This is a genomic window from Corynebacterium sp. TAE3-ERU16 (assembly GCF_019209935.1).
GTDB classification, from domain to species: Bacteria; Actinomycetota; Actinomycetes; order Mycobacteriales; family Mycobacteriaceae; genus Corynebacterium; species Corynebacterium antarcticum.
The window spans coordinates 98,716-116,835 of the sequence record NZ_JAHUTN010000007.1 but is presented as its reverse complement, the minus strand read 5'-3'; the positions used below and the strand labels follow the sequence as shown (position 1 = coordinate 116,835).

Here is an 18,120-nt window from a genome sequence, read left to right as displayed (position 1 = left end):
CGGACTTGGGTGGGGGTCGCCGCGCGGTCGGCTGGTGGATAGTGTGAGCGGTGTGCATTCCGCTGATCCCGACACCCCAGCCCCCGCCGCTGAATCATCCTCCGGTCGCCGGACAGGGACAATCGTCCTCGGCACCGTTCTCGGGGCCCTCGTTCTCATCCTCGCCGTCTACGGTGCGGACTACCTCCTGAGCAAGGACAAGGTCCCGCGCGGAGTCACCGTGGCCGGTGTCGCCATCGGGGGATTGTCCCCGCAGGACGCCGAGGTCCGTCTCGCCACGGAGCTCGACGACTCACTCGCCGCACCGGTGACGGTGTCCGCCGGGGCCGCTGACGCGGTCCTCGATCCGGTGGCGGCCGGCCTGCGTCCGAACTGGCGGGCGACGGTCGCGGCGGCGGGGGAGCCGCCGCTCAATCCCATCGACCGCTTCCGCGGTCTCCTCGGGGAGCGCGAGGTGGGCATCGTCAGCGACGTGGATGACGCCGCACTCGCGCCCGAGATCGACCGGCTCTCCACCGAACTCGCGATCCCGCCGACGGAGGGCGAGGTGTCCATCGAGGCCGGAGAGGTCCGGGTGACCCAGCCGGCAGCGGGGCAGGGGATCGAACCGGACGAGCTCAGGCAACGGGTCGCGGCTGACTGGCTGAACCCCGACGGCGTCCACGTCGCCGTGCGCCGGGTCGATCCCGTGATCGGTGAGAAGACGGTGTCCAGAGTCGTCGACGGCCCCGCCGCGAAGGCGGTGTCCGGTCCCGTGACCGCCCACGGTGTCGACGGCGTGGACGGTGTCATCCCCGTCGAGCGGATGGGGGAGGTCGTCACCTTCCGGCCGGAGGGGGAGGACCTGCACACGGACGTCGACGTCGATGCTGCGAGGGGCATCCTGATGGAGAACCTCGCGGGCACGGAGGTGCCGATGAAGAACGCCCGGATCACGTTCAACGGGGGGTCCCGGACGGTGACACCGCACTCCGACGGTCGCAGCGTAGACGGTGAGGCCCTCGTCGCCGGGCTCCGGGAGCGAATCACCGGATCTGAACCGCGGGAGTTCAAGGTCACCTACACCGATGAGCCGGCGCGCTTCACCACCGCCGACGCGGAGAAGGCCACCTTCGATGAGACCGTCAGTGAGTTCACCACGACCGGGTTCTCCTACGCCTCCGGCGTGAACATCCGCCGTGTCGCGGAAATGGTGGACGGCGCCGTCGTGGCACCGGGCCAGGTGTTCTCCCTGAACGGGTACACGGGACCTCGGGGTACCGCCCAGGGGTTCGTGGAATCGGGCATCATCCTGAACGGACACGCCGACACCGCGGTCGGTGGCGGGATCAGCCAGTTCGCGACGACCCTCTACAACGCGGCGTACTTCGCTGGCTTCGACGATGTCGCGCACACTCCCCACAGCTACTACATCTCGCGGTATCCGGCGGGCCGGGAGGCGACCGTGTTCGAGGGGCTGATCGACCTGCAGTTCCGGAACAACTCCCCCTACCCCGTCATGATCAACACGGTCACCGGGGACAACTCCATCACCGTGCGGATGACCGGGGTCAAGACAGTCGAGGTGGAATCTGTGCCGGGTGGTCGGTGGGCCGAGAATCCACCGACCCGGATCACCCTCACCGACGACAACTGTGTCCCCTCGTCGGGTGCTCCGGGGTTCACCACCTCGGATACCCGGATCATCCGGGATCTGAACGGTACAGAGATCGACCGACAGACCCGGACCACCGTCTACGACCCCTCGCCGATCATCCAGTGCGGCTGAGTCCGGTCGAGCTGGATTGACGGCCACTGGTGAGCAGGAAGGCCTGACTGAACACCTCATCGGCGGAGAGCTCGAGGGCGACGCAGATGCTGTTGAATTCGTCGAGGGACATTGATCGTTTGCCCCGCAGGTAGAGGCTGATCTGGCTGGTGGAGATGCTGACCCGTTTGCCGAGTTCAGCCTGTGTAACCTGGCGTCTGGCGAGAGCTTCGCGCAATTTGGCGGCGATTTCCGTGCCCAAAGCGGCAGGGCGGCTTCGCGGTTGACTAGACATAGGACTGAGTATCACACATGACGCACGGTTTGTTGGGCTGTCACTGTCATTAACCGCGAAGTTCGGCCCATATCCATGAATTCAGATCCATTCGGGGATGCGGACCAAGTTAGCGTCACCCTCACGTGGGGGTGCCTCGAGGTGCTTCCCCAGCATCCGGGATGCGCACGTTCTCCGGATACGGGGAACCGGCGTGGGAACGGCTCCGCGGTGGCTCCCCGCCCGGGTGCAGCTGCCGGGAATGGAGGTGGAGGCGGGCCTGCTGGCGAGCGCGTTCGGCGTGTCCGTGGGGATCTTCCCGGTCCGCGTGGACACGATCAGCTCGCTCGGCACGGGACACCATCCGGGTCCGCTGAAGGCGTTGGATGCGTCGGTCAACGAGGCCCGGGCGGACGTCCCTGACCGGATTCCAGGGGTGCACGCGATCCCGACAAGATCAAACGGCGGTCCGATAATCCTCGGCTCGTGCACGATATCGACGACCACCCCCTGCCGCACTGTCCCGAAACGAACCCGATCTATGAGGGCACGGTGTGGCCGGAGGAACTGATCCGCGGATCGGAAAGCCTCCTGTGCAAACTGCTCGACAGGCTCGGCGACGATATCGACGTGTACGCTCGCGGCCAAGACCTCGCTCTACGAGCGTAGCCTCGGCCTCGAATCCGTCACGGTTGTGAGCCCCATGGTCCTTCCCGTCGATTTCGGGTGGGGTTGCCGGCGAGCCTCCAAACGGAGCGGCGGGCCCGGCCCGCGGCCGGGGAAGTAACCGATATCAGGCACCGACCTGCACCCGTTCTCGTAAGGGGGAGAGATGGGTGACGCGGAGGAGACGACAGTGGGGAGCGCGAAAGTGGAGACGGCGAGCGGTACGTGGGAGGGGCAGGCGAGTGGCACAGACCTCCGCAAGGTCCGCCGAACGCTGATGTCCGTCGCCCTGTTCCTCGGGGTGCTGACGGTCTTCTACGCGGCACTGACTTTCTTCGCCCGCTCGTGGGAGGCCACGGCGGCCGGTCTCGGCGGGGCCGTCGGCATCGCCCTGGTCGCCTGGCTGCTGTCTCGCCGCTGGCCGGGGCAGGCCGTTCCCTCCCAGTCCGCCACGAGATTCGTCAACATCACCTCGGCTCTCGAGGGAATCGCCATCACCGTCGCCTTCATACTGGGGATCGTCGACCTTTGGTGGCTGTTCCTGCCGCTCGTGCTCACCTCGGTGGCCCTCCACTTCATTTCCATGCTCATCGCCTACCGCAGGGCCGTCGACCGGTTCGTCGTCCCGGTCACCCTCGCCGCCACCGCACTCGCGTGGAGCGCGGGAACGACGGACTTCTCCAACGAGTGGGCGATCGCCGGAGGAATGCTGTCGGGGTGCTGCGCGGGCTACGCCCTGACACTCCTGTCTCTCGCGAGAAAGCTCGGTGCTGCGGAACAATCGGACGACGCCGCCGACTCGCGCGCGTGACGGACTCCCGGCCACCCGCGCCTCGTTCGGGGGCCGGCGCCGCTTCCGTCGCTTGTTGCACCGGGGCGGGGCCTGCGCCTGTTCCGCCCTGTACCCGCCGTCGGGTCGGAAGGATGATGGTGATGGTCCGGTGTCGCTGCTCCGGTGGGCATGTCTACGGTCATGACTGGCATGAACGCTCTGGTCCGCGGCACAAGCCAACCGGCATCAGACGATCTGACGCTCGCCCCGTACCTTCTGACGGAACCCGACACGTTTTGACGCTCCCCTCGGCGGGAGCCACAGAATCGTCCGCCTGGGGCCGTCAGCCTCACCCGACTGTACCGGCGAACCACCCACCCCGACAGCCGGAAACCTGAGCTGACAAGCAAAAACGCCCATTTCGATCCACGGCCCGACCTGACCGGGCTCTGTATCAAAATGGGCGTCCAACTGGAGCCGATGACGGGAATCGAACCCGCGCCACCTGCTTGGGAAGCAGGAGTTCTACCATTGAACTACATCGGCATCGGTGTCACGCTCTCGCGCAACTACCGGACCATGATAACACGGCCTGAACGGGTCGTGAACACGGTCGCCGGCGGTCAGATCTTGATCGGCGGGTGCAGGCGTTTCATCGTCCAGCTCCGGTCGCGGCGCGCCACCAGTGCGGTCAGCACCATGCTGAGCGTGAATACGAGGAACACCGCCACGACGGCCTGCGGCAGACGGTGGTCGACGTGACCGTACATCAGCTGCCGGAAGCCGTTGACCGAGTAGGTCATCGGGTTGATCGGGTGCAGCCACTGGAACAGTGCGGGTTCGGTCTCCACCGGGTACAGGCCACCCGAGGCGAGCAGCTGCAGCATGAGCAACGCCATCGCGACGACCTTTCCCGCTCCGGGGCCGAGGGCGGCGTTGAGCAGCTGGTTCACCGCGGTGAACATCAGTGACACGAGGACGCAGAAGGTGAGCAGGCCGATCGGGTAGACCGGTTCCAGGCCGACCCCGTAGCGGGTCACCAGGAAGATCGCGGTGGCCTGGCCGACCGCGATCAGGGCCGCCGGGAGGAACCCGTCGAGTGCGGCGCGCAGCGGCGCGACGCCGCTCGCGACCGCCCGGTTCTGCAGCGGTCGCAGGATCATGAAGATGATCAGGCCACCGATGAACATCGCCAGCGAGAAGAAGAACGGGGCGAGACCCGCGCCGAACGTGTGGGAACCCACATCGTTGGTCGTCCTCAGGCTGACCGGCCCACCGAGGACACTGGCGACCCCCCTGCGTTGTTCGGTGTCCCACTTCGGCACGGCCCGGGAGCCCTCGGTCAGCTTCGTCGCCAGTTCGTCCGAGCCGTCGCTGAGCCGGTTGCTGCCGTCGACCAACCTGGTGGTGCCGTCGACGAGGAGTCCGGCGCCGTCATCGAGTTTCTGCAGGCCGTTCTGGAGTTCCCCGGTACCGGTGACCAGGCGGGAGGTGCCGTCCTCGTGCAGCTTTTCCAGGCCGGTGTCCAGCAGTTGCATACCGTCGTTGAGCTGGGTGACGCCGTTCTGCAGTTCCCCGAGCTTGCCGGGGAGGACGGACGTGCCCTCGGTTAGCTGGTTGAAGCCGGAGCGGAACGGGGCCTGCGGGTCGGAGAGCTGGTAGGCGAGCTGGCTCGTGCCGTTCGCGAGCTCGTTGAGCTGAGCGGTCGCAGGGGCGTTCTGGCCGAGTGCGTTGTGGTCGATGTCGAAGGCGACCTGGTCGAGTTGGCGGACGACGTTCTGCACGTCGGGGTTGGGGACCTGGCGGAGCTGGTCGGCGAGCTGCCGGATGTTGCCCGACGCGGTGGTCTGGATGTCGGTGACCTGGGACAGGGACGCGTTGAGCTGCTGGACCCCGGCGTCGATGCGGACCGCGCCGTCGGCGAGCTGGTCCATGCCGCCGCCGAGCTGGTCCACGCCCTGGGCGAGGGCGGTGAGCTTGGTCGCCGCGCCCTCGACCTGGTCGTTGAGCTGCCGGGTCCCGTCGGCGAGTTTGTCCGCGCCCGCGCCGAGTTTGACGACGTTCGCGTCCACCTTCGCCGCGCCCGTGCTGAGCTTCGTCGTCGCCGCCAGCGCGGAATCCAGTCCGCCGTCGAGCTTCACCGCGCCCTCGTTCAGTTGGATCGCGCCGTCGTTGAGTTTCTCCGCGCCGTCGTGCAGTTGTGTGGCACCGTCCGCGGCCTTCTCCAGGCCGGCGCCGGCGGACTGGATGCCGATGAGGACCTTGTCCACCGCCTCCTCGCCGATCCGGTCGGAGATCGCGGGCAGCATGGTGCGCAGGACGTTCTCGCCGATGAGTGTCGAGAGGTAGCCGTTCGAGTCGTTGTAGGTCGTCTGGATCACGGCCCTGCGGGCGTCGCCGGTGGTGGGGGAGGCGACCGCCTCGGAGAAGTCCGGTGTCAGCTGGACGGAGAAGTAGTACCTGCCGTCCCGCACGCCCTCCTCGGCCTCCTGCTCGGAGACGAAGTCGAAGTGGACCCGGTCCTCCTTCTTCAGCTGGTCGACGATCTGGTTTCCGGCGTTGATCTCCTCGCCGTCGACCTCGGTGCCGAGGTCGCTGTTGACGAAGGCCACGGGCATCTTGTCGACGTGGCCGAAGGGATTCCAGAACGCCCACAGGTACAGCGCCGAGTACATCAGCGGCATGAGCATGAGGACGACCATGGCGATGCGTCCGAGTTTGGAGCGCAGGAACCGGCGCAGCTCCGTACCGAGTGTGAATCCGGCGATCATAGTTCCGCCTCCTTGGCGATACGGTGGATGCGGTCCAGGTCGGAACCGGCGTGACTGGGTTGGAGATGCGACGCATCCGTGAACAGTTCGATCAGTGTGTAGTCCGGCAGGAAATCGTCGGGGAGCCGGTTGACGGCGTTGACGACGACGGGGATGTCCTCCGCGAGCCGACTCAGCACGGTCACGAGGATCAGTCGGTCGTCGAACTCGTGGACCTGCTCGAGGTCGTCCATGACGAGCATGCCGATCTCCGCGCCGTTCGCGGGCCGCAGGGCCAGTGCGATCCGGATGAGCAGCCGGTCGAGGCCGGAGATCTGGGAGACGTAGGCGTCGAGGGGCGGGAGATCACGCTCGCCGAACACGGGGCGGCAGACCGATTCGTAGTAGTCCTGGTCGGCCCGCGGCGCCCACATGATCCACGGTGTGGACCACGCACGGTGCTCGGTCAGGATCACGCGGATGCGGACGTCGCGGTCGAGCAGGTCGATGTCGTCGACTCCGGCGATGGCGACGCGTCTGCGGATCACCGAGGGCTTCGTCTCCCCGAGCACCTCGAGGGTGCCGGTGCGGGGTTTCATCCGTCCGGAGATCGTCAGGGCCAGGGCGGTACGCCCGCCGCCGCCCCTGCCGGAGAGCACGGTCAGGCCGGTGCCGGGGATCTCCACGTCGAGGGGCCCGTAGACGGGGCCCTCCTCACCACGGACGGAGATGTCGTGTGCGATGACCGCGGGGTGGGGTTCGCCGCCCTCGGGTGTGGCGCGTTGTCCGACGGTGCGTGATGACGTCGTGGCCTTTCCGGTCGACTCATCGTCGTCCCGGTGGGGATGAGGTTCGGAGGTTTCGGGGATTTCGGAGGACATGTGCGCTCCCGATGGGACAGAAGGAGGTGACGTGAATGGAACTGACGCTACAGTAGTACAACCGGAGGTTGAACTTCCACTTAGGGTCATTTTCCGAGATCAACCCGTCTCCGGTCCCCGTCGGGACGCCAACCGATAGACTCGGTGCTGTGCTGCTCTCCGACCGTGACATCCGTACCCGCATCAATTCCGGCGATCTCGTCATCGATCCCTTCGACCCGCACCTCGTGCAACCGTCGAGCATCGATGTCCGCATGGACCGCTTCTTCCGTGTGTTCAACAACTCGCGCTACACGCACATCGACCCGAAACTGCGCCAGGACGAACTGACCAGTCTCGTCGAGGTCGGCGAGGACGAACCTTTCGTCCTGCACCCGGGGGAGTTCATCCTCGGCGCGACCCTCGAGAAGTTCACCCTGCCCGCGGATCTGGCCGGGAGACTGGAGGGCAAGTCCTCCCTCGGGCGTCTCGGTCTGCTCACCCACTCGACCGCCGGATTCATCGACCCCGGCTTCTCCGGACACATCACCCTGGAGTTGTCCAACGTGGCGAATCTGCCGATCATCCTGTGGCCGGGAATGAAAGTGGGGCAGTTGGCGTTGTTCTGTATGTCGTCTCCCGCGGAGGTTCCCTACGGTTCCTCCCAACTGGGGTCGAAATACCAGGGTCAACGCGGACCAACTCCATCAAAGGCGTATCTAAACTTCCAATGATCCAGTTCGATCACGTCGTCAAGACCTTCCCCGGGGCCACCACACCCGCGGTCAGGAACTTCACCCTCGACATACCGGCCCGGTCCACGACCGTGCTGGTGGGCAGCTCCGGTTCCGGGAAGACCACCCTCCTCCGGATGATCAACCGCATGGTGGAACCCACGGAGGGGCGGGTGCTCATCGACGGCGAGGATCTCGCCGGGGTCGATCCCGTCAAACTCCGCCGCAGCATCGGCTACGTCATGCAGAATTCCGGACTGCTGCCGCACCGCACCGTGGCGGACAACATCGCCACCGTGCCCCGGCTCAACGGGGTGCCCCGGAAACAGGCCCGGGAACGGGCGGGTGAACTGCTCGAGCTCCTCGGGCTCGACGGTTCCCTCGCGAAGCGCTACCCCAGCGAACTCTCCGGCGGACAGGCGCAGCGGGTCGGCGTCGCCAGGGCCCTGGCCGACGACCCGAACATCCTCCTCATGGACGAACCCTTCGGCGCCATCGACCCCGTCGTCCGCAGGGATCTTCAGGAACAGATCCTCGACCTGCAGGAGAAGATCTCCAAGACCATCGTCCTGGTCACCCACGACATCGACGAGGCGTTCCTGCTCGGGGACAACATCGTCCTGCTCGAGATGGGGGCGCGGATCGCGCAGGCCGGAACCGCCGAGGATTTCGTCACCGACCCCGCCAGCGACTTCGTCGCCAGCTTCGTCGGCACGCAGGACCGGGAACTCACCCTGCGGGAAAGGGACGGCACGACCGTCGCCGTCGACCGGCACGGCCGGGTCAAAGGGGTGGTTCGGTGAACTGGGGCTGGATCGCCGGAAACCTCGACCGCATCGGCGAGCTGGCTCTCGCGCACGCGAACCTGAGCTGGCCCGCCATCATCGCCTCCCTGATCATCGCGCTGCCCCTGGGCTGGATCGCCAGCCGCAACCGCATCTCCCGGGAGGTACTGGTCACCGCGTCGGGCCTGCTCTACGCGGTTCCGTCCCTCGCCCTGTTCGTGGTCCTGCCGCTCATCATCGGCACGTCCGTACTTTCCCCGCTCAACGTCATCGTCGCCATGACGCTCTACGGGCTCGCGCTGCAGATCCGCACCACCGCCGACGCGTTCGACTCGGTTCCGGAACCGCAGAAGCAGGCCGCCGTCGCCATGGGATACCCCGCGTGGCGGCAGATCCTCACCGTCGAGCTCCCACTCGCCGGCCCGATCATCCTCGCCGGGCTCAGGGTGGTCAGCGCCTCGACCATCTCACTGGTCAGCGTCGGCGCACTCACCGGTGTGCAGTCCCTCGGCACCCTGTTCACCAACGGCTTCGCCCGTTCGTTCCCCACCGAGATCATCGCCGGGGTCGTCGGGACCGTGATCCTGGCGCTCGTGTTCGACGCCGTTCTCGTCCTCGCGGGCAGGCTGCTCATGCCCTGGGCGGGGAGGTGAGGCGACGGTGAACCACTTCAACGGCGCCGTTTCATTCATCGCCGACCCGGCCAACTGGCCCGGGGCCGGCGGAATCGCGGAGCGCCTCGGTGAACACCTCTGGTACTCCGTGCTCGCCGTGGCACTCGCCCTCATGATCGCACTCCCACTCGGCCTCTACCTGGGGCACACCGGGAAAGGGGCGTCCGGGGTGATCGCGGCGACCGGTGCACTGCGCGCCATACCGTCCCTCGGGCTGCTCACCTGGCTGACCCTCGAGATCAGCTTCGGGATACAGCTACCCATCGTCCCGTCCACCATCGTGCTGCTCATCCTCGCGGTCCCGCCCGTCCTCGCGGCCACCGTCTCCGGCGTGGCCACCGTATCCCGACCGGTCGTGGACGCGGCCCGGGCGATGGGCCACAACGAGGGGCAGATCATCACCCGCATCGAGCTTCCGTTGGCGGCCCCCACCATCGTCGGCGGGGTACGATCATGCGTACTCCAGGTGTTGGCCACAGCCACGATCTCGGCCTACATCGGGCTCGGCGGGCTCGGCCGCTACCTGCTGGACGGACTAGCTCTCCGCGACTACGAGCAGATGCTCGTCGGGGCCATCCTGGTGTCCGTGCTCGCCCTCGCAGCCGACGTGACACTCGCTCTCCTGCAACATCGACTACGACCGAAAGGCGTCACCTCATGACCCTCCCGAACAACCAGCTCCTCCGCCGCGCCGGCGCCGTCCTCGCAGGGCTGGCCCTGGTGTTCCCCCTCGCCGCGTGCTCGGGCTCCTCCGACCCGCTGAGTGAGGGAAGCTCCGACGGAGAGACGAAGGCCGCGCACGCCACGGACAGCATCGTCATCGGCACCGCCAACTTCCCCGAGAGCGAGATCATCGGACAGATCTGGGCCGAGACCCTCCGCAACGCCGGCTTCGAGGTGGAGGTCCGGTCCGGTATCGGTTCCCGCGAGGTCTACCTCAAGGCACTGCAGGAGGGCTCGGTGGACATCGTCCCCGAATACTCCGGCAACCTCGCCCAGTACTTCATGGCCGCCGAGGACCGGGAGCTGCCCGTCGGTGCCACCGAGGATCAGGTGCTCAACGGCCTGAACAAGGCCCTGCCCGCGGGGCTGGCCACGGGCAAGGCGGCCCCCGGTGAGTCGAAGGACTCCTACCGGGTCACCCGGGAGCTCGCCGACCAGGCCAAGCTGGTCACGCTCGCCGACCTGGCCAACCTCGACGAAATCCGGATCGCCTCGAACCCCGAACTCAAGGATCGCCCCTACGGCCCCTCCGGACTGGAGGAGCTGTACAACATCGAGGCCGACAAGATGAGCATCATCCCGATCTCCGACTCCGGTGGACCGCTGACCATCGCGGCCCTGACCACGGGGAAGGCGAATGTCGCCAACGTCTACACCACCTCGCCGACCTTCAGCACCGACGGTGAGGAGATCGACCTGGTCACCCTCGAGGATCCGGAGAACCTCATCCTGCCCCAGCACATTCTCCCGCTGATGCAGGGCAAGGCCGTCTCCGGGGAGGCACGCGAGGCGATCACCAGGATCAACGCCGACCTCACCACCGAGGCTCTGCTCGAGATGAACATCCGCAACATCGGGCCGGAGAAGGCCGATCCCGAGACCATCGCCCGGGACTTCGTCGCCGAGAATTCCTGAACCCGCGGAGTTCGCCCCCGGATGTCAGCTGCCGCTACAATCAGTGGTGATTCGCGGGGGGAGTCCGCCCCGCCGGTGGCGTCGGCACCGTAACCTGTAGGCAACGACGCCGCTGCACCCGGAGCCGTCAGTGCTGCACCGTCGCTGGACCGGGGAGGACCGACGCAGGAGAGGAGGAGCAACATGCCGACCACAGACGCAAGCTGGTGGAACCCCACCCTGAGCGTGATCGTCGTCGCGGTGATCACCGCGATCATCGTATTGATGGCGCTGTACACGATCTACTGCTACCGCAAGAGCATGCCCAAAGACTGACTCCTGCGCACCCTGACCCGGGGCCCGGACACCGTCCGGACCCCGGGTCAGGTCATTCAAACAGTGTTCACCTTCCCCTAACCCACGGGGGGTACAACTGGTGACATGAAACTGACCGTCATCGGAACCGGCTACCTCGGGGCCACCCACGCGATCTGCATGGCCGAACTCGGCCACGAGGTCCTCGGCGTGGACATCAGCCCCGAACGCATCAACGCACTCAACGCGGGTGAGGTCCCCTTCCACGAACCCGGCCTCGCCGCGAAACTCACCCGGAACCTCGCGGACGGCAGACTCTCCTTCACCACCGACACCGCGGAGGCCGCGCGCTTCGCCAACGTCCACTTCCTCACCGTCGGCACTCCCCAGCACTCGGAGGGGCGCTCCGCGGATCTCAGCCAGGTGCACAGCGCCGTCACCGCCCTCGTCCGGCATCTTCACGGTGATCACCTCATCGTCGGGAAGTCCACCGTCCCCGTGGGCACCGCGGCCGACCTCCAGCGGATGGTCGATCAACTCGCCGGCCCCGGTACGAGCGTGGAGATCGCCTGGAACCCCGAATTCCTCCGCGAGGGACACGCGGTCAAGGACACACTGCACCCCGACCGCATCGTCCTCGGCATGGCACCCGGTGGGACGGCGGAGAACCGGATCCGCGAGGTCTACGTCCGCACCCTGGATGACGGCACCCCCTTCCTCCTCACCGACCTGGCCACCGCCGAGCTCGTCAAGGGTGCCGCGAACGCGTTCCTCGCCACCAAGATCTCCTTCATCAACGCCATCGCCGAGATCTGTGATCGTTCCGGTGCCGACGTCACCCAGCTCGCCGACGCCCTCGGTCACGACACCCGCATCGGCAGGCGGTTCCTCGGCGCCGGACTCGGCTTCGGCGGCGGCTGCCTGCCCAAGGACATCCGCGCGTTCGCCTCCCGGGCCGAACAGCTCGGCGCCACCGGGATCCCCGGGCTCCTCGACCACGTCGACCGCATCAACCTCGGCCAACGCCAGTCCGTCATCGACACGGTCGCCGGATCCTTCGACGGCTGCGACGCGGCCGGACACCGCGTCACCGTCCTCGGCGCCGCCTTCAAGCCCGACAGCGACGACATCCGCGACTCCCCCGCACTGGTCATCGCGGGATCGCTCGCCCGTAGTGGCGCGCAGGTCGTCGTCCACGACCCGCAGGCGATGGAGGGTGCCCGGCGGATCCTCCCCGAGCTCACCTACACCTCGACGGCACTCGACGCCCTCAAGGACTCCGAGGCCGTCGTACTCGCCACGGAATGGCGCGAGTTCATCGAGCTCGACCCCGTCGTGGCCCGGTCCCTGGTTCGCCGGGCACTCATCATCGACGGCCGCAACTGTCTCCCGGCGCAGGACTGGGTGGACGCGGGCTGGGACTACCGGGGTATCGGCCGCGGCTGCTGACGTCCCCGGGTACCCTCCGTCTCGTCCGGGTTCCCCGTCTCCGCGGGTGGCCGCCTCCCCGGGGCGTGTGTCCGGTGGGATCCGGCATCCGAGACCGCGGAGCGGTCCGGTACTCAGTGGTCGTGGGAATGACCCCGTCCCGAACAGGTGAAAGCGGCGATAGCCGTGGTGATCGGAACGGACATGGTCAGCGCGAGCGCGCCGACGGCGGAACGCAGCAGCTCGGTCGCCATGATGTCACCGGTGAGCAGCTCCCCGAACGGCCGGTCCGCGACGGTGAGCAGGAGGAGCAGGGGGAGCGCCGCACCCGTGTAGGACAGCACCAGGGTGTACATGATCGAGGCGATGTGGTCACGCCCGACCCGGATCGCACCCTTGAACAGTCGCCACGGGGTAGCGCGCGGATCGATGGCGGCGAGCTCGTTGACGGTCGATGCCTGGGAGATGGTCACGTCGTTGAGCACACCGAGCGAACCGATGATGAAGCCGCACAGCATCAGCCCCGTGACGGAGACATCCGGCAGATAGAGCTGGATCATCAGGTTGTCCTCGGACCCCAGACCACGGAGTTGGGTACCCCTGATGGCGAACTGGGCGAGGACCGCCGCGATACCGAGAGCGATGAGCGTGCCCCCGAGCGCGGAGGACGTCTTCCAGTTCACGCCGTGCACCAGGTAGAGCGCGGCGAAGAGGACCGCGGAACCGCAGACGACGGCCAGTGCCAGCGGTGGGCCACCGCGCAGCAGTGCGGGAAGCAGGAAGACACCGACGCCCGCCAACGTGACCGCGAGACCGACGAGGGACCTCGCCCCCAACCAGGAACCGAGCAGCACCACGCCGAGCGCGGTGACGAGTCCCCAGATCAGGAGCGTGGAACCGCGCTGGTAGTCCGCGAACGTGTACCCCGCGGCGCCCTCGGCGGTGGTCTCCTCGTAGAGGAGGATCTTCTCACCCACCGCGAGATCGGGATCACCCGGTTGTCCGGAGAGCATCAGCATCGTCCGCTTGCCCTCGTTGACCCCGGAGGTGATGTCGATGATCGCCTGTTCACAGATCCGGTCGGACTCCTCCAGCGGGATGACCGGGGACGACTCGAACACCCGGCCGACCGAGGGCGAGTTGCAGGAACCGTCGGTGATGAGGGAGACGGTGCCCCCGACCTTGTCCTTCGACAGGGAGGAGATGTTCTGGAACGAGGGGGCGACGTTCGGTTTCTCCGACGACGGCCAGAGAACGACGAGCCCGGCCACGGTGCCGAGGAAGGTCAGGATGAGGAATACGCTCAGGACCCACTGAGCGGTCGTGAAGGGTCTCCTCTCGCCCTTCCGCTTCGGCAGCGGATTTCCGTCCGGGCCGATGCCGTGCGCGGCGAGGTGACCGGTGATGTTCTCTGTGGGGTCCGCGTGACTGTCGGATCGGTGGTGCCGCCCCATCGCGTGCTCCTTGGTGGGAAGTAGGGGAGAGTCGTGGTCAGTGCAACAGTAAAATGCCCGCCACGGACCTGGAACGGGGTGGCGGGCCGGCGGGCCGTTCTACCAGCGAGCCCAGTCCTCGATCCGGTCCGCGTCGATCAGGCTGAGGCTGCGGATGAACTGGTCGCTCTGGTGCCAGTCGCCGTCGAGCCACTCGACCACCATCGTGACCACGGAGACGACGTCACCGTCCCGCGCGGTCGCGAAGGTGATCACCGCGAGCCCGTCGGTGAAGGTGTCGACCTTGTAAGCCACCGGGATGGACGCGGAGTAGTCGGGAGTCTCCGGGATGGTCGACGGATCGGCGATCGCGGCATCGAGACGGGCCGGGTCCGTGCTCGGCGGAAGGAAGGTACGTGCGCTCCGGAGGGCGTCGACCCCGCCCCGGTTGACGCCCTGGAAGATGTGCCAGGCCGCGAGCGCCGCGCCCTGGGGGGTACGGCTGAAGCCGTGGGCGACACCGTCGGTGACCTGCCACGGTCCGTCCGACGCGCTGAACGGGAAGTCCCACGCGGTGTCGGTCGCCCTGTTCTCCTTGAGTCGCTGCCACTCGACCTTCGGGGCCGCGGTCAACCAGTTCTCGTCCTCGGGGTTCAGCGCTCCGCCGTCATTTTCGAACACGTCGCCGGCGGGATCCGCGGGATAGTAGACGGTGGTCCCGTTCACGTCGGTGGTGCGACGTTCAGCGGGATCCATGTCGGTGGCGTAGGCCTTCCCGGAGAGTGCCGAGGGCGCCGGTTTCTCCGAGGGCTCCGGCGGAGTACTGCTGCTCGTCGAGGTGGTGGTGGCGCTGGTGCTGCTCTTCCGGTCGCTCGTTTTCCCGGTGGACGAGGAGGTCGGCGTCGTGGACGAGCTCTTCGAGGAGGTGCGCGGAGAGGACGTCGAGCTCCCCGAGGCCGTGGCGGAGGTCGATTCAGAGGACGTCGTCGCACTCCCGGTGGCTTCCGCACCCGAGGTGGAGGTACTCGAGCTGCCGGTCTCGGGAGCCGGGGACGACGATGTCGCCGTCGTCGTGGGGGCGGAACCGGTGGAGGAAGGCTCGGTGGATCCCGGGGACGTCGTCCCGGCCGACGTTGATTCCGTGGTGGACGATCCCGTTGATTCCGTCGTGGAGGACGGGGCACTGGTCCCGGGGTCGGTGGTCGGTTGCCCCGCGGTGGCGGCGCCCGCCTCCTCGTCACCGATGTACATGTAGGCGCTGGCTGCGATCAATCCCGCGACGGTCAGTGTGGTCAGGGTGGCGAACAGACCCCGTGGGGTCAGGGTGGAACTGTCGTAACCGGAACTCTTCCGCACGCTGGTCCTCATCTCGTCATCGGTGGTGCACGATTGTCGGGGCGGAGCTGCCGCCGACGCCGGTCAGGAGACCGGCCACATGGGTCAATGATAGAGAAAACGGCCCGCGCACTGCGCCGGCTCCCGGAAAGGAACCTCTGTGGGCGGGCCGTGTCACGCCTACTGGCGGTAGTGCGCGAGGAAATTGCCCAGCCGCTCGATGGCCTCGGACAGCTGGTCCTTCGCGGGCAGCGTGACCATCCGGAAATGGTCGGGCTCGTCCCAGCTGAAGCCGGTTCCCTGGACCATCAGGATGTGCTCCTGACGCAGCAGGTCGAGCATGAGCTTCGCGTCGTCGTGGATGTCGTGGACGTTCCGGTCGATGCGCGTGAAGTTGTACAGCGCCCCCATCGGTTTCACGGTGCTGAGGCCCTCGATGGAGTTGATTCCCTCGTACGCGACGTTCCGTTGCTCGAGGAGCCGGCCCCGGTGAGCCGTGAGATCGAAGATGTCCTGGTGGGTCTCCAGGGCCGCGGGGATGGCGAACTGTGCGGGCACGTTCGAGCACAGGCGCGTACCCGCGAGGAGTTCGAGCCCCTCGATGTACTCCTTCGCGTGGTCCTTCGGGCCGGTGAGCACCATCCATCCCGCGCGCAGGCCCGCGGCGAGATACGCCTTCGACAGCCCGTTGAAGGTGATGGTGAACAGATCCGGGGCGAGGGTGGCCACACTGATGTGTTCCGCGTCGTCGTAGAGGATCCGGTCGTAGATCTCGTCGGACAGCAGCAGCAGATCGTTCTCGCGGGCGATCTGGACGATGCCCTCCAGGGTCTCCCTCGAATACACCGCACCAGTGGGGTTGTTCGGGCTGATCACGACGATGGCGCGGGTCCTGTCCGACACCTTCGAACGGAGGTCATCCAGGTCCGGATTCCAGGCGGAGTCCTCGTCGCACCGGTAGTGGACCGCGGTGCCACCGGCGAGACTGGTCGCCGCCGTCCAGAGCGGATAATCGGGCATGGGGATGAGAATCTCGTCGCCGGGGCTCAGCAGGCCCGTGGTCACCATGAGGATCAGATCGGAGACGCCGTTGCCGAGGAATACGTCGTCGGCGTCGAACTCGGGAAACCCGGGAATCTCCGCGTAACGGCGCACGATGGCTTCCCGGACCTCGGGTATCCCCTTGGCGGTGGAGTACCCCTGCGCCGGTCCGATGTTGTCGATGATGCTCTTCACGGCGGCTTCCGGTGCGTGGAAGCCGAAGATCTCCGGGTTTCCGGTGTTCAGCTTCAGGATCTCGACCCCCTGGCGCTCGAGCCGTTCGGCCTCGGCGCTGATGGGTCCGCGGATCTCGTACGCGACGTTGTCCAGGCGGCGGGCGTGTCGGATCCGCCGTCGCGTGGTGCCGTTGGTCGGGTCACTGGGAGTGGGGGTCGCATCAGTCATGGACACCATCGTGCCATCTACGGCGTCCGAACCGGGGAGCTTCGGGAAAACAGCCCCGGCGTTTTGCCGTACATAGCACAATTGCGGTGACTGATTCAGGGGGGTGAATGGGGGCGGTCCCCGCGATTCAACTGGGGGCTACCGTTCGTTCCTCACTCCACCGGCGTACCGGGCCAGGCCCTCGGGGACAACGGGTCCGTCCACGTGAAATGCGCGGGCGAGCTCGTCGAGGATCGCGTACGCGCCCGGCAGTGACTCCGAGGTGATCCACGCCGCGTCATCGGCGGGGACGGTCCGGGCCTCGAGATCCGACCAGCTCTCAGTCGCCCGGAAGCTCTCCATGGAGCGTTCCCCGCCCAACGGGCTGGTGGTGATGAAGATCCGGTCGGCGTCGACGTCCGCGACCTGCTCGGCGGTGACCTTGATGAAATCCTGGTTGCCGCGTTGCGACTTCGGCCGCGCCAGCCCGGCGTCGGTGAGCACCGTACCGGGGAAGGAGCCCGCCGCGTAGATCCTCGTCGGGCCGTTCTGGAACCGGAGAACCGAGATCGTCGGATCCGATGCCCCGGCGTTGATCTCACCGCCGATTCGTCGCGCCTCCTCCTCGTACCGTCCGAGCATGGCGGACGCCTCACCTTCCGCCCCCAGAGCTTTCCCGAGAACCAGGTAGCGACTCTTCCAGGTTGTCGGCGCGCCCTCCGACAACACCGTCGGGGCGATCTCGGAGAGCCGCTGGTAGTGCTCCCCACTGGTTTCCGCGGCCCCGACGATCAGGTCTGGTTTCAGCGCCGCGATCGCGTCGAAGTCAGGTTCCCGCGGAGTCCCCACGATCGCAGCCCCGGCGCCGAATTTCTCTGGGAGATCGCCCAGGTAGGCACCGAGTTCGGTGCCGTGCGTGTACGTCTCGGTGTACCCGACCAACGTGCCGTGCAGCATGAGCACCGCGTCCGCCCAGGGGTCATCGAGAGCGACAACGGTCCTGGCCGGGGCGTCGAGCTTCGTCGTTCCGAGTGCATGGACGATACTGATCTGCCTGCCGTCAGTCGCCTGCGGCGAGGTGACCTCCGTCGACTCCCGCGACGTGGTTCCCGGAGCCGGGGTGCCGCTGTGTGCGGCGCAGCCGGCCAGAGAGAAGCTGAGTGCTGCGGCGACGAACAGAACGCCGGCACGTCGGAATCGGGACGGTGTGGTCACGGGGAATCCTTCAGGGGGCCGCGGGAGTGCGGTCAGTCAGTGTCTGAGATACACCCCCGACGTTAACAGCGCGTGAATCGTCCCGCCGCC

At 67.0% G+C, this 18,120-nt stretch carries 18 protein-coding genes and 1 tRNA gene; 11 read left to right on the top strand and 8 right to left on the bottom strand.

Annotated elements, in window-relative coordinates; all coding sequences use genetic code 11:
* The first annotated feature begins 52 nt into the window (after positions 1-52).
* Complete coding sequence (locus KRX55_RS08710; RefSeq protein WP_218407361.1) at positions 53-1,768, top strand: VanW family protein; 1,716 nt, start codon at positions 53-55, stop codon at positions 1,766-1,768.
* On the opposite strand, the gene KRX55_RS08705 is transcribed toward KRX55_RS08710, so the two are convergent.
* Positions 1,752-2,042 carry a helix-turn-helix transcriptional regulator gene (locus KRX55_RS08705; RefSeq protein WP_441303235.1) on the bottom strand — a complete coding sequence of 97 codons (291 nt, stop codon included), beginning with the start codon at positions 2,040-2,042 and terminating at the stop codon, positions 1,752-1,754. The genes KRX55_RS08710 and KRX55_RS08705 overlap by 17 nt on opposite strands.
* A gap of 465 nt (positions 2,043-2,507) precedes the next feature.
* Between KRX55_RS08705 and KRX55_RS08700 the strand changes: the two genes are divergently transcribed.
* Positions 2,508-2,690, top strand: coding sequence for a hypothetical protein (locus KRX55_RS08700; RefSeq protein ID WP_218407359.1), 183 nt, complete (start codon positions 2,508-2,510; stop codon positions 2,688-2,690).
* A gap of 187 nt (positions 2,691-2,877) precedes the next feature.
* Positions 2,878-3,498: a hypothetical protein gene (locus tag KRX55_RS08695; RefSeq protein WP_218407358.1), complete on the top strand. Its 621-nt coding sequence runs from the start codon at positions 2,878-2,880 to the stop codon at positions 3,496-3,498.
* Positions 3,499-3,931: 433 nt separating this feature from the next.
* Here KRX55_RS08695 and KRX55_RS08690 read toward each other — a convergent pair.
* From KRX55_RS08690 to KRX55_RS08680, 3 genes are all read right to left on the bottom strand, one after another.
* Positions 3,932-4,005, bottom strand: a tRNA-Gly gene (locus KRX55_RS08690).
* A 77-nt stretch (positions 4,006-4,082) separates the two neighbouring features.
* The gene (locus KRX55_RS08685) at positions 4,083-6,230 is read right to left on the bottom strand and encodes a YhgE/Pip domain-containing protein (protein ID WP_218407357.1); all 2,148 of its coding nucleotides are present in this window, start codon (positions 6,228-6,230) and stop codon (positions 4,083-4,085) included.
* Positions 6,227-7,090 (bottom strand): ATP-binding cassette domain-containing protein, encoded by an 864-nt coding sequence (locus KRX55_RS08680; RefSeq protein WP_255567700.1) that lies wholly within the window; start codon positions 7,088-7,090, stop codon positions 6,227-6,229. The genes KRX55_RS08685 and KRX55_RS08680 overlap by 4 nt, the downstream gene beginning before the upstream one ends.
* Before the next feature lie 149 nt (positions 7,091-7,239).
* On the opposite strand from KRX55_RS08680, the gene dcd reads away from it, so the two are divergent.
* From dcd to KRX55_RS08650, 7 genes are all read left to right on the top strand, one after another.
* Positions 7,240-7,803, top strand: coding sequence for a dCTP deaminase (dcd, locus tag KRX55_RS08675; RefSeq protein WP_218407356.1), 564 nt, complete (start codon positions 7,240-7,242; stop codon positions 7,801-7,803).
* Positions 7,800-8,606, top strand: a complete 807-nt coding sequence (locus KRX55_RS08670; RefSeq protein ID WP_218407355.1) for an ABC transporter ATP-binding protein — start codon at positions 7,800-7,802, stop codon at positions 8,604-8,606. Before dcd ends, KRX55_RS08670 begins: the two co-directional genes overlap by 4 nt.
* Entirely contained in the window at positions 8,603-9,241 is a 639-nt protein-coding gene (locus KRX55_RS08665) for an ABC transporter permease (RefSeq protein WP_218407354.1), read from the top strand. Before KRX55_RS08670 ends, KRX55_RS08665 begins: the two co-directional genes overlap by 4 nt.
* A 7-nt stretch (positions 9,242-9,248) precedes the next feature.
* Positions 9,249-9,923 carry an ABC transporter permease gene (locus KRX55_RS08660; protein WP_218407353.1) on the top strand — a complete coding sequence of 225 codons (675 nt, stop codon included), beginning with the start codon at positions 9,249-9,251 and terminating at the stop codon, positions 9,921-9,923.
* Positions 9,920-10,900, top strand: a complete 981-nt coding sequence (locus KRX55_RS08655; protein WP_218407352.1) for an ABC transporter substrate-binding protein — start codon at positions 9,920-9,922, stop codon at positions 10,898-10,900. Before KRX55_RS08660 ends, KRX55_RS08655 begins: the two co-directional genes overlap by 4 nt.
* A 183-nt stretch (positions 10,901-11,083) precedes the next feature.
* Entirely contained in the window at positions 11,084-11,215 is a 132-nt protein-coding gene (locus tag KRX55_RS11875) for a hypothetical protein (RefSeq protein ID WP_255567699.1), read from the top strand.
* 105 nt (positions 11,216-11,320) lie between these two features.
* The gene (locus KRX55_RS08650; RefSeq protein WP_218407351.1) at positions 11,321-12,643 is read left to right on the top strand and encodes a UDP-glucose dehydrogenase family protein; all 1,323 of its coding nucleotides are present in this window, start codon (positions 11,321-11,323) and stop codon (positions 12,641-12,643) included.
* 113 nt (positions 12,644-12,756) lie between these two features.
* Here KRX55_RS08650 and KRX55_RS08645 read toward each other — a convergent pair whose 3' ends face one another.
* Positions 12,757-14,076 carry a YibE/F family protein gene (locus tag KRX55_RS08645; protein WP_218407350.1) on the bottom strand — a complete coding sequence of 440 codons (1,320 nt, stop codon included), beginning with the start codon at positions 14,074-14,076 and terminating at the stop codon, positions 12,757-12,759.
* 99 nt (positions 14,077-14,175) lie between these two features.
* A complete protein-coding gene (locus KRX55_RS08640; RefSeq protein ID WP_218407349.1) occupies positions 14,176-14,811 on the bottom strand; it encodes a hypothetical protein in 636 nt (211 codons plus the stop codon).
* A gap of 88 nt (positions 14,812-14,899) precedes the next feature.
* On the opposite strand from KRX55_RS08640, the gene KRX55_RS08635 reads away from it, so the two are divergent.
* Positions 14,900-15,310 carry a hypothetical protein gene (locus tag KRX55_RS08635; RefSeq protein WP_218407348.1) on the top strand — a complete coding sequence of 137 codons (411 nt, stop codon included), beginning with the start codon at positions 14,900-14,902 and terminating at the stop codon, positions 15,308-15,310.
* 260 nt (positions 15,311-15,570) lie between these two features.
* On the opposite strand, the gene KRX55_RS08630 is transcribed toward KRX55_RS08635, so the two are convergent.
* A complete protein-coding gene (locus tag KRX55_RS08630; protein WP_370625802.1) occupies positions 15,571-16,845 on the bottom strand; it encodes a pyridoxal phosphate-dependent aminotransferase in 1,275 nt (424 codons plus the stop codon).
* Between the two features lie 129 nt (positions 16,846-16,974).
* Positions 16,975-18,030, bottom strand: coding sequence for an ABC transporter substrate-binding protein (locus KRX55_RS08625; protein ID WP_218407346.1), 1,056 nt, complete (start codon positions 18,028-18,030; stop codon positions 16,975-16,977).
* Positions 18,031-18,120: the final 90 nt, after the last annotated feature.

Coding starts and splice junctions, on each gene's coding strand:
- KRX55_RS08645 (WP_218407350.1), bottom strand. CDS start 14,076: ATGGGGCGGCACCACCGATCCGACAGTCACGCGGACCCCACAGAGAAC.
- KRX55_RS08685 (WP_218407357.1), bottom strand. CDS start 6,230: ATGATCGCCGGATTCACACTCGGTACGGAGCTGCGCCGGTTCCTGCGC.
- KRX55_RS08680 (WP_255567700.1), bottom strand. CDS start 7,090: ATGTCCTCCGAAATCCCCGAAACCTCCGAACCTCATCCCCACCGGGAC.
- KRX55_RS08655 (WP_218407352.1), top strand. CDS start 9,920: ATGACCCTCCCGAACAACCAGCTCCTCCGCCGCGCCGGCGCCGTCCTC.
- KRX55_RS08650 (WP_218407351.1), top strand. CDS start 11,321: ATGAAACTGACCGTCATCGGAACCGGCTACCTCGGGGCCACCCACGCG.
- KRX55_RS11875 (WP_255567699.1), top strand. CDS start 11,084: ATGCCGACCACAGACGCAAGCTGGTGGAACCCCACCCTGAGCGTGATC.
- KRX55_RS08640 (WP_218407349.1), bottom strand. CDS start 14,811: ATGGATCCCGCTGAACGTCGCACCACCGACGTGAACGGGACCACCGTC.
- KRX55_RS08705 (WP_441303235.1), bottom strand. CDS start 2,042: ATGTCTAGTCAACCGCGAAGCCGCCCTGCCGCTTTGGGCACGGAAATC.
- KRX55_RS08670 (WP_218407355.1), top strand. CDS start 7,800: ATGATCCAGTTCGATCACGTCGTCAAGACCTTCCCCGGGGCCACCACA.
- KRX55_RS08630 (WP_370625802.1), bottom strand. CDS start 16,845: ATGGTGTCCATGACTGATGCGACCCCCACTCCCAGTGACCCGACCAAC.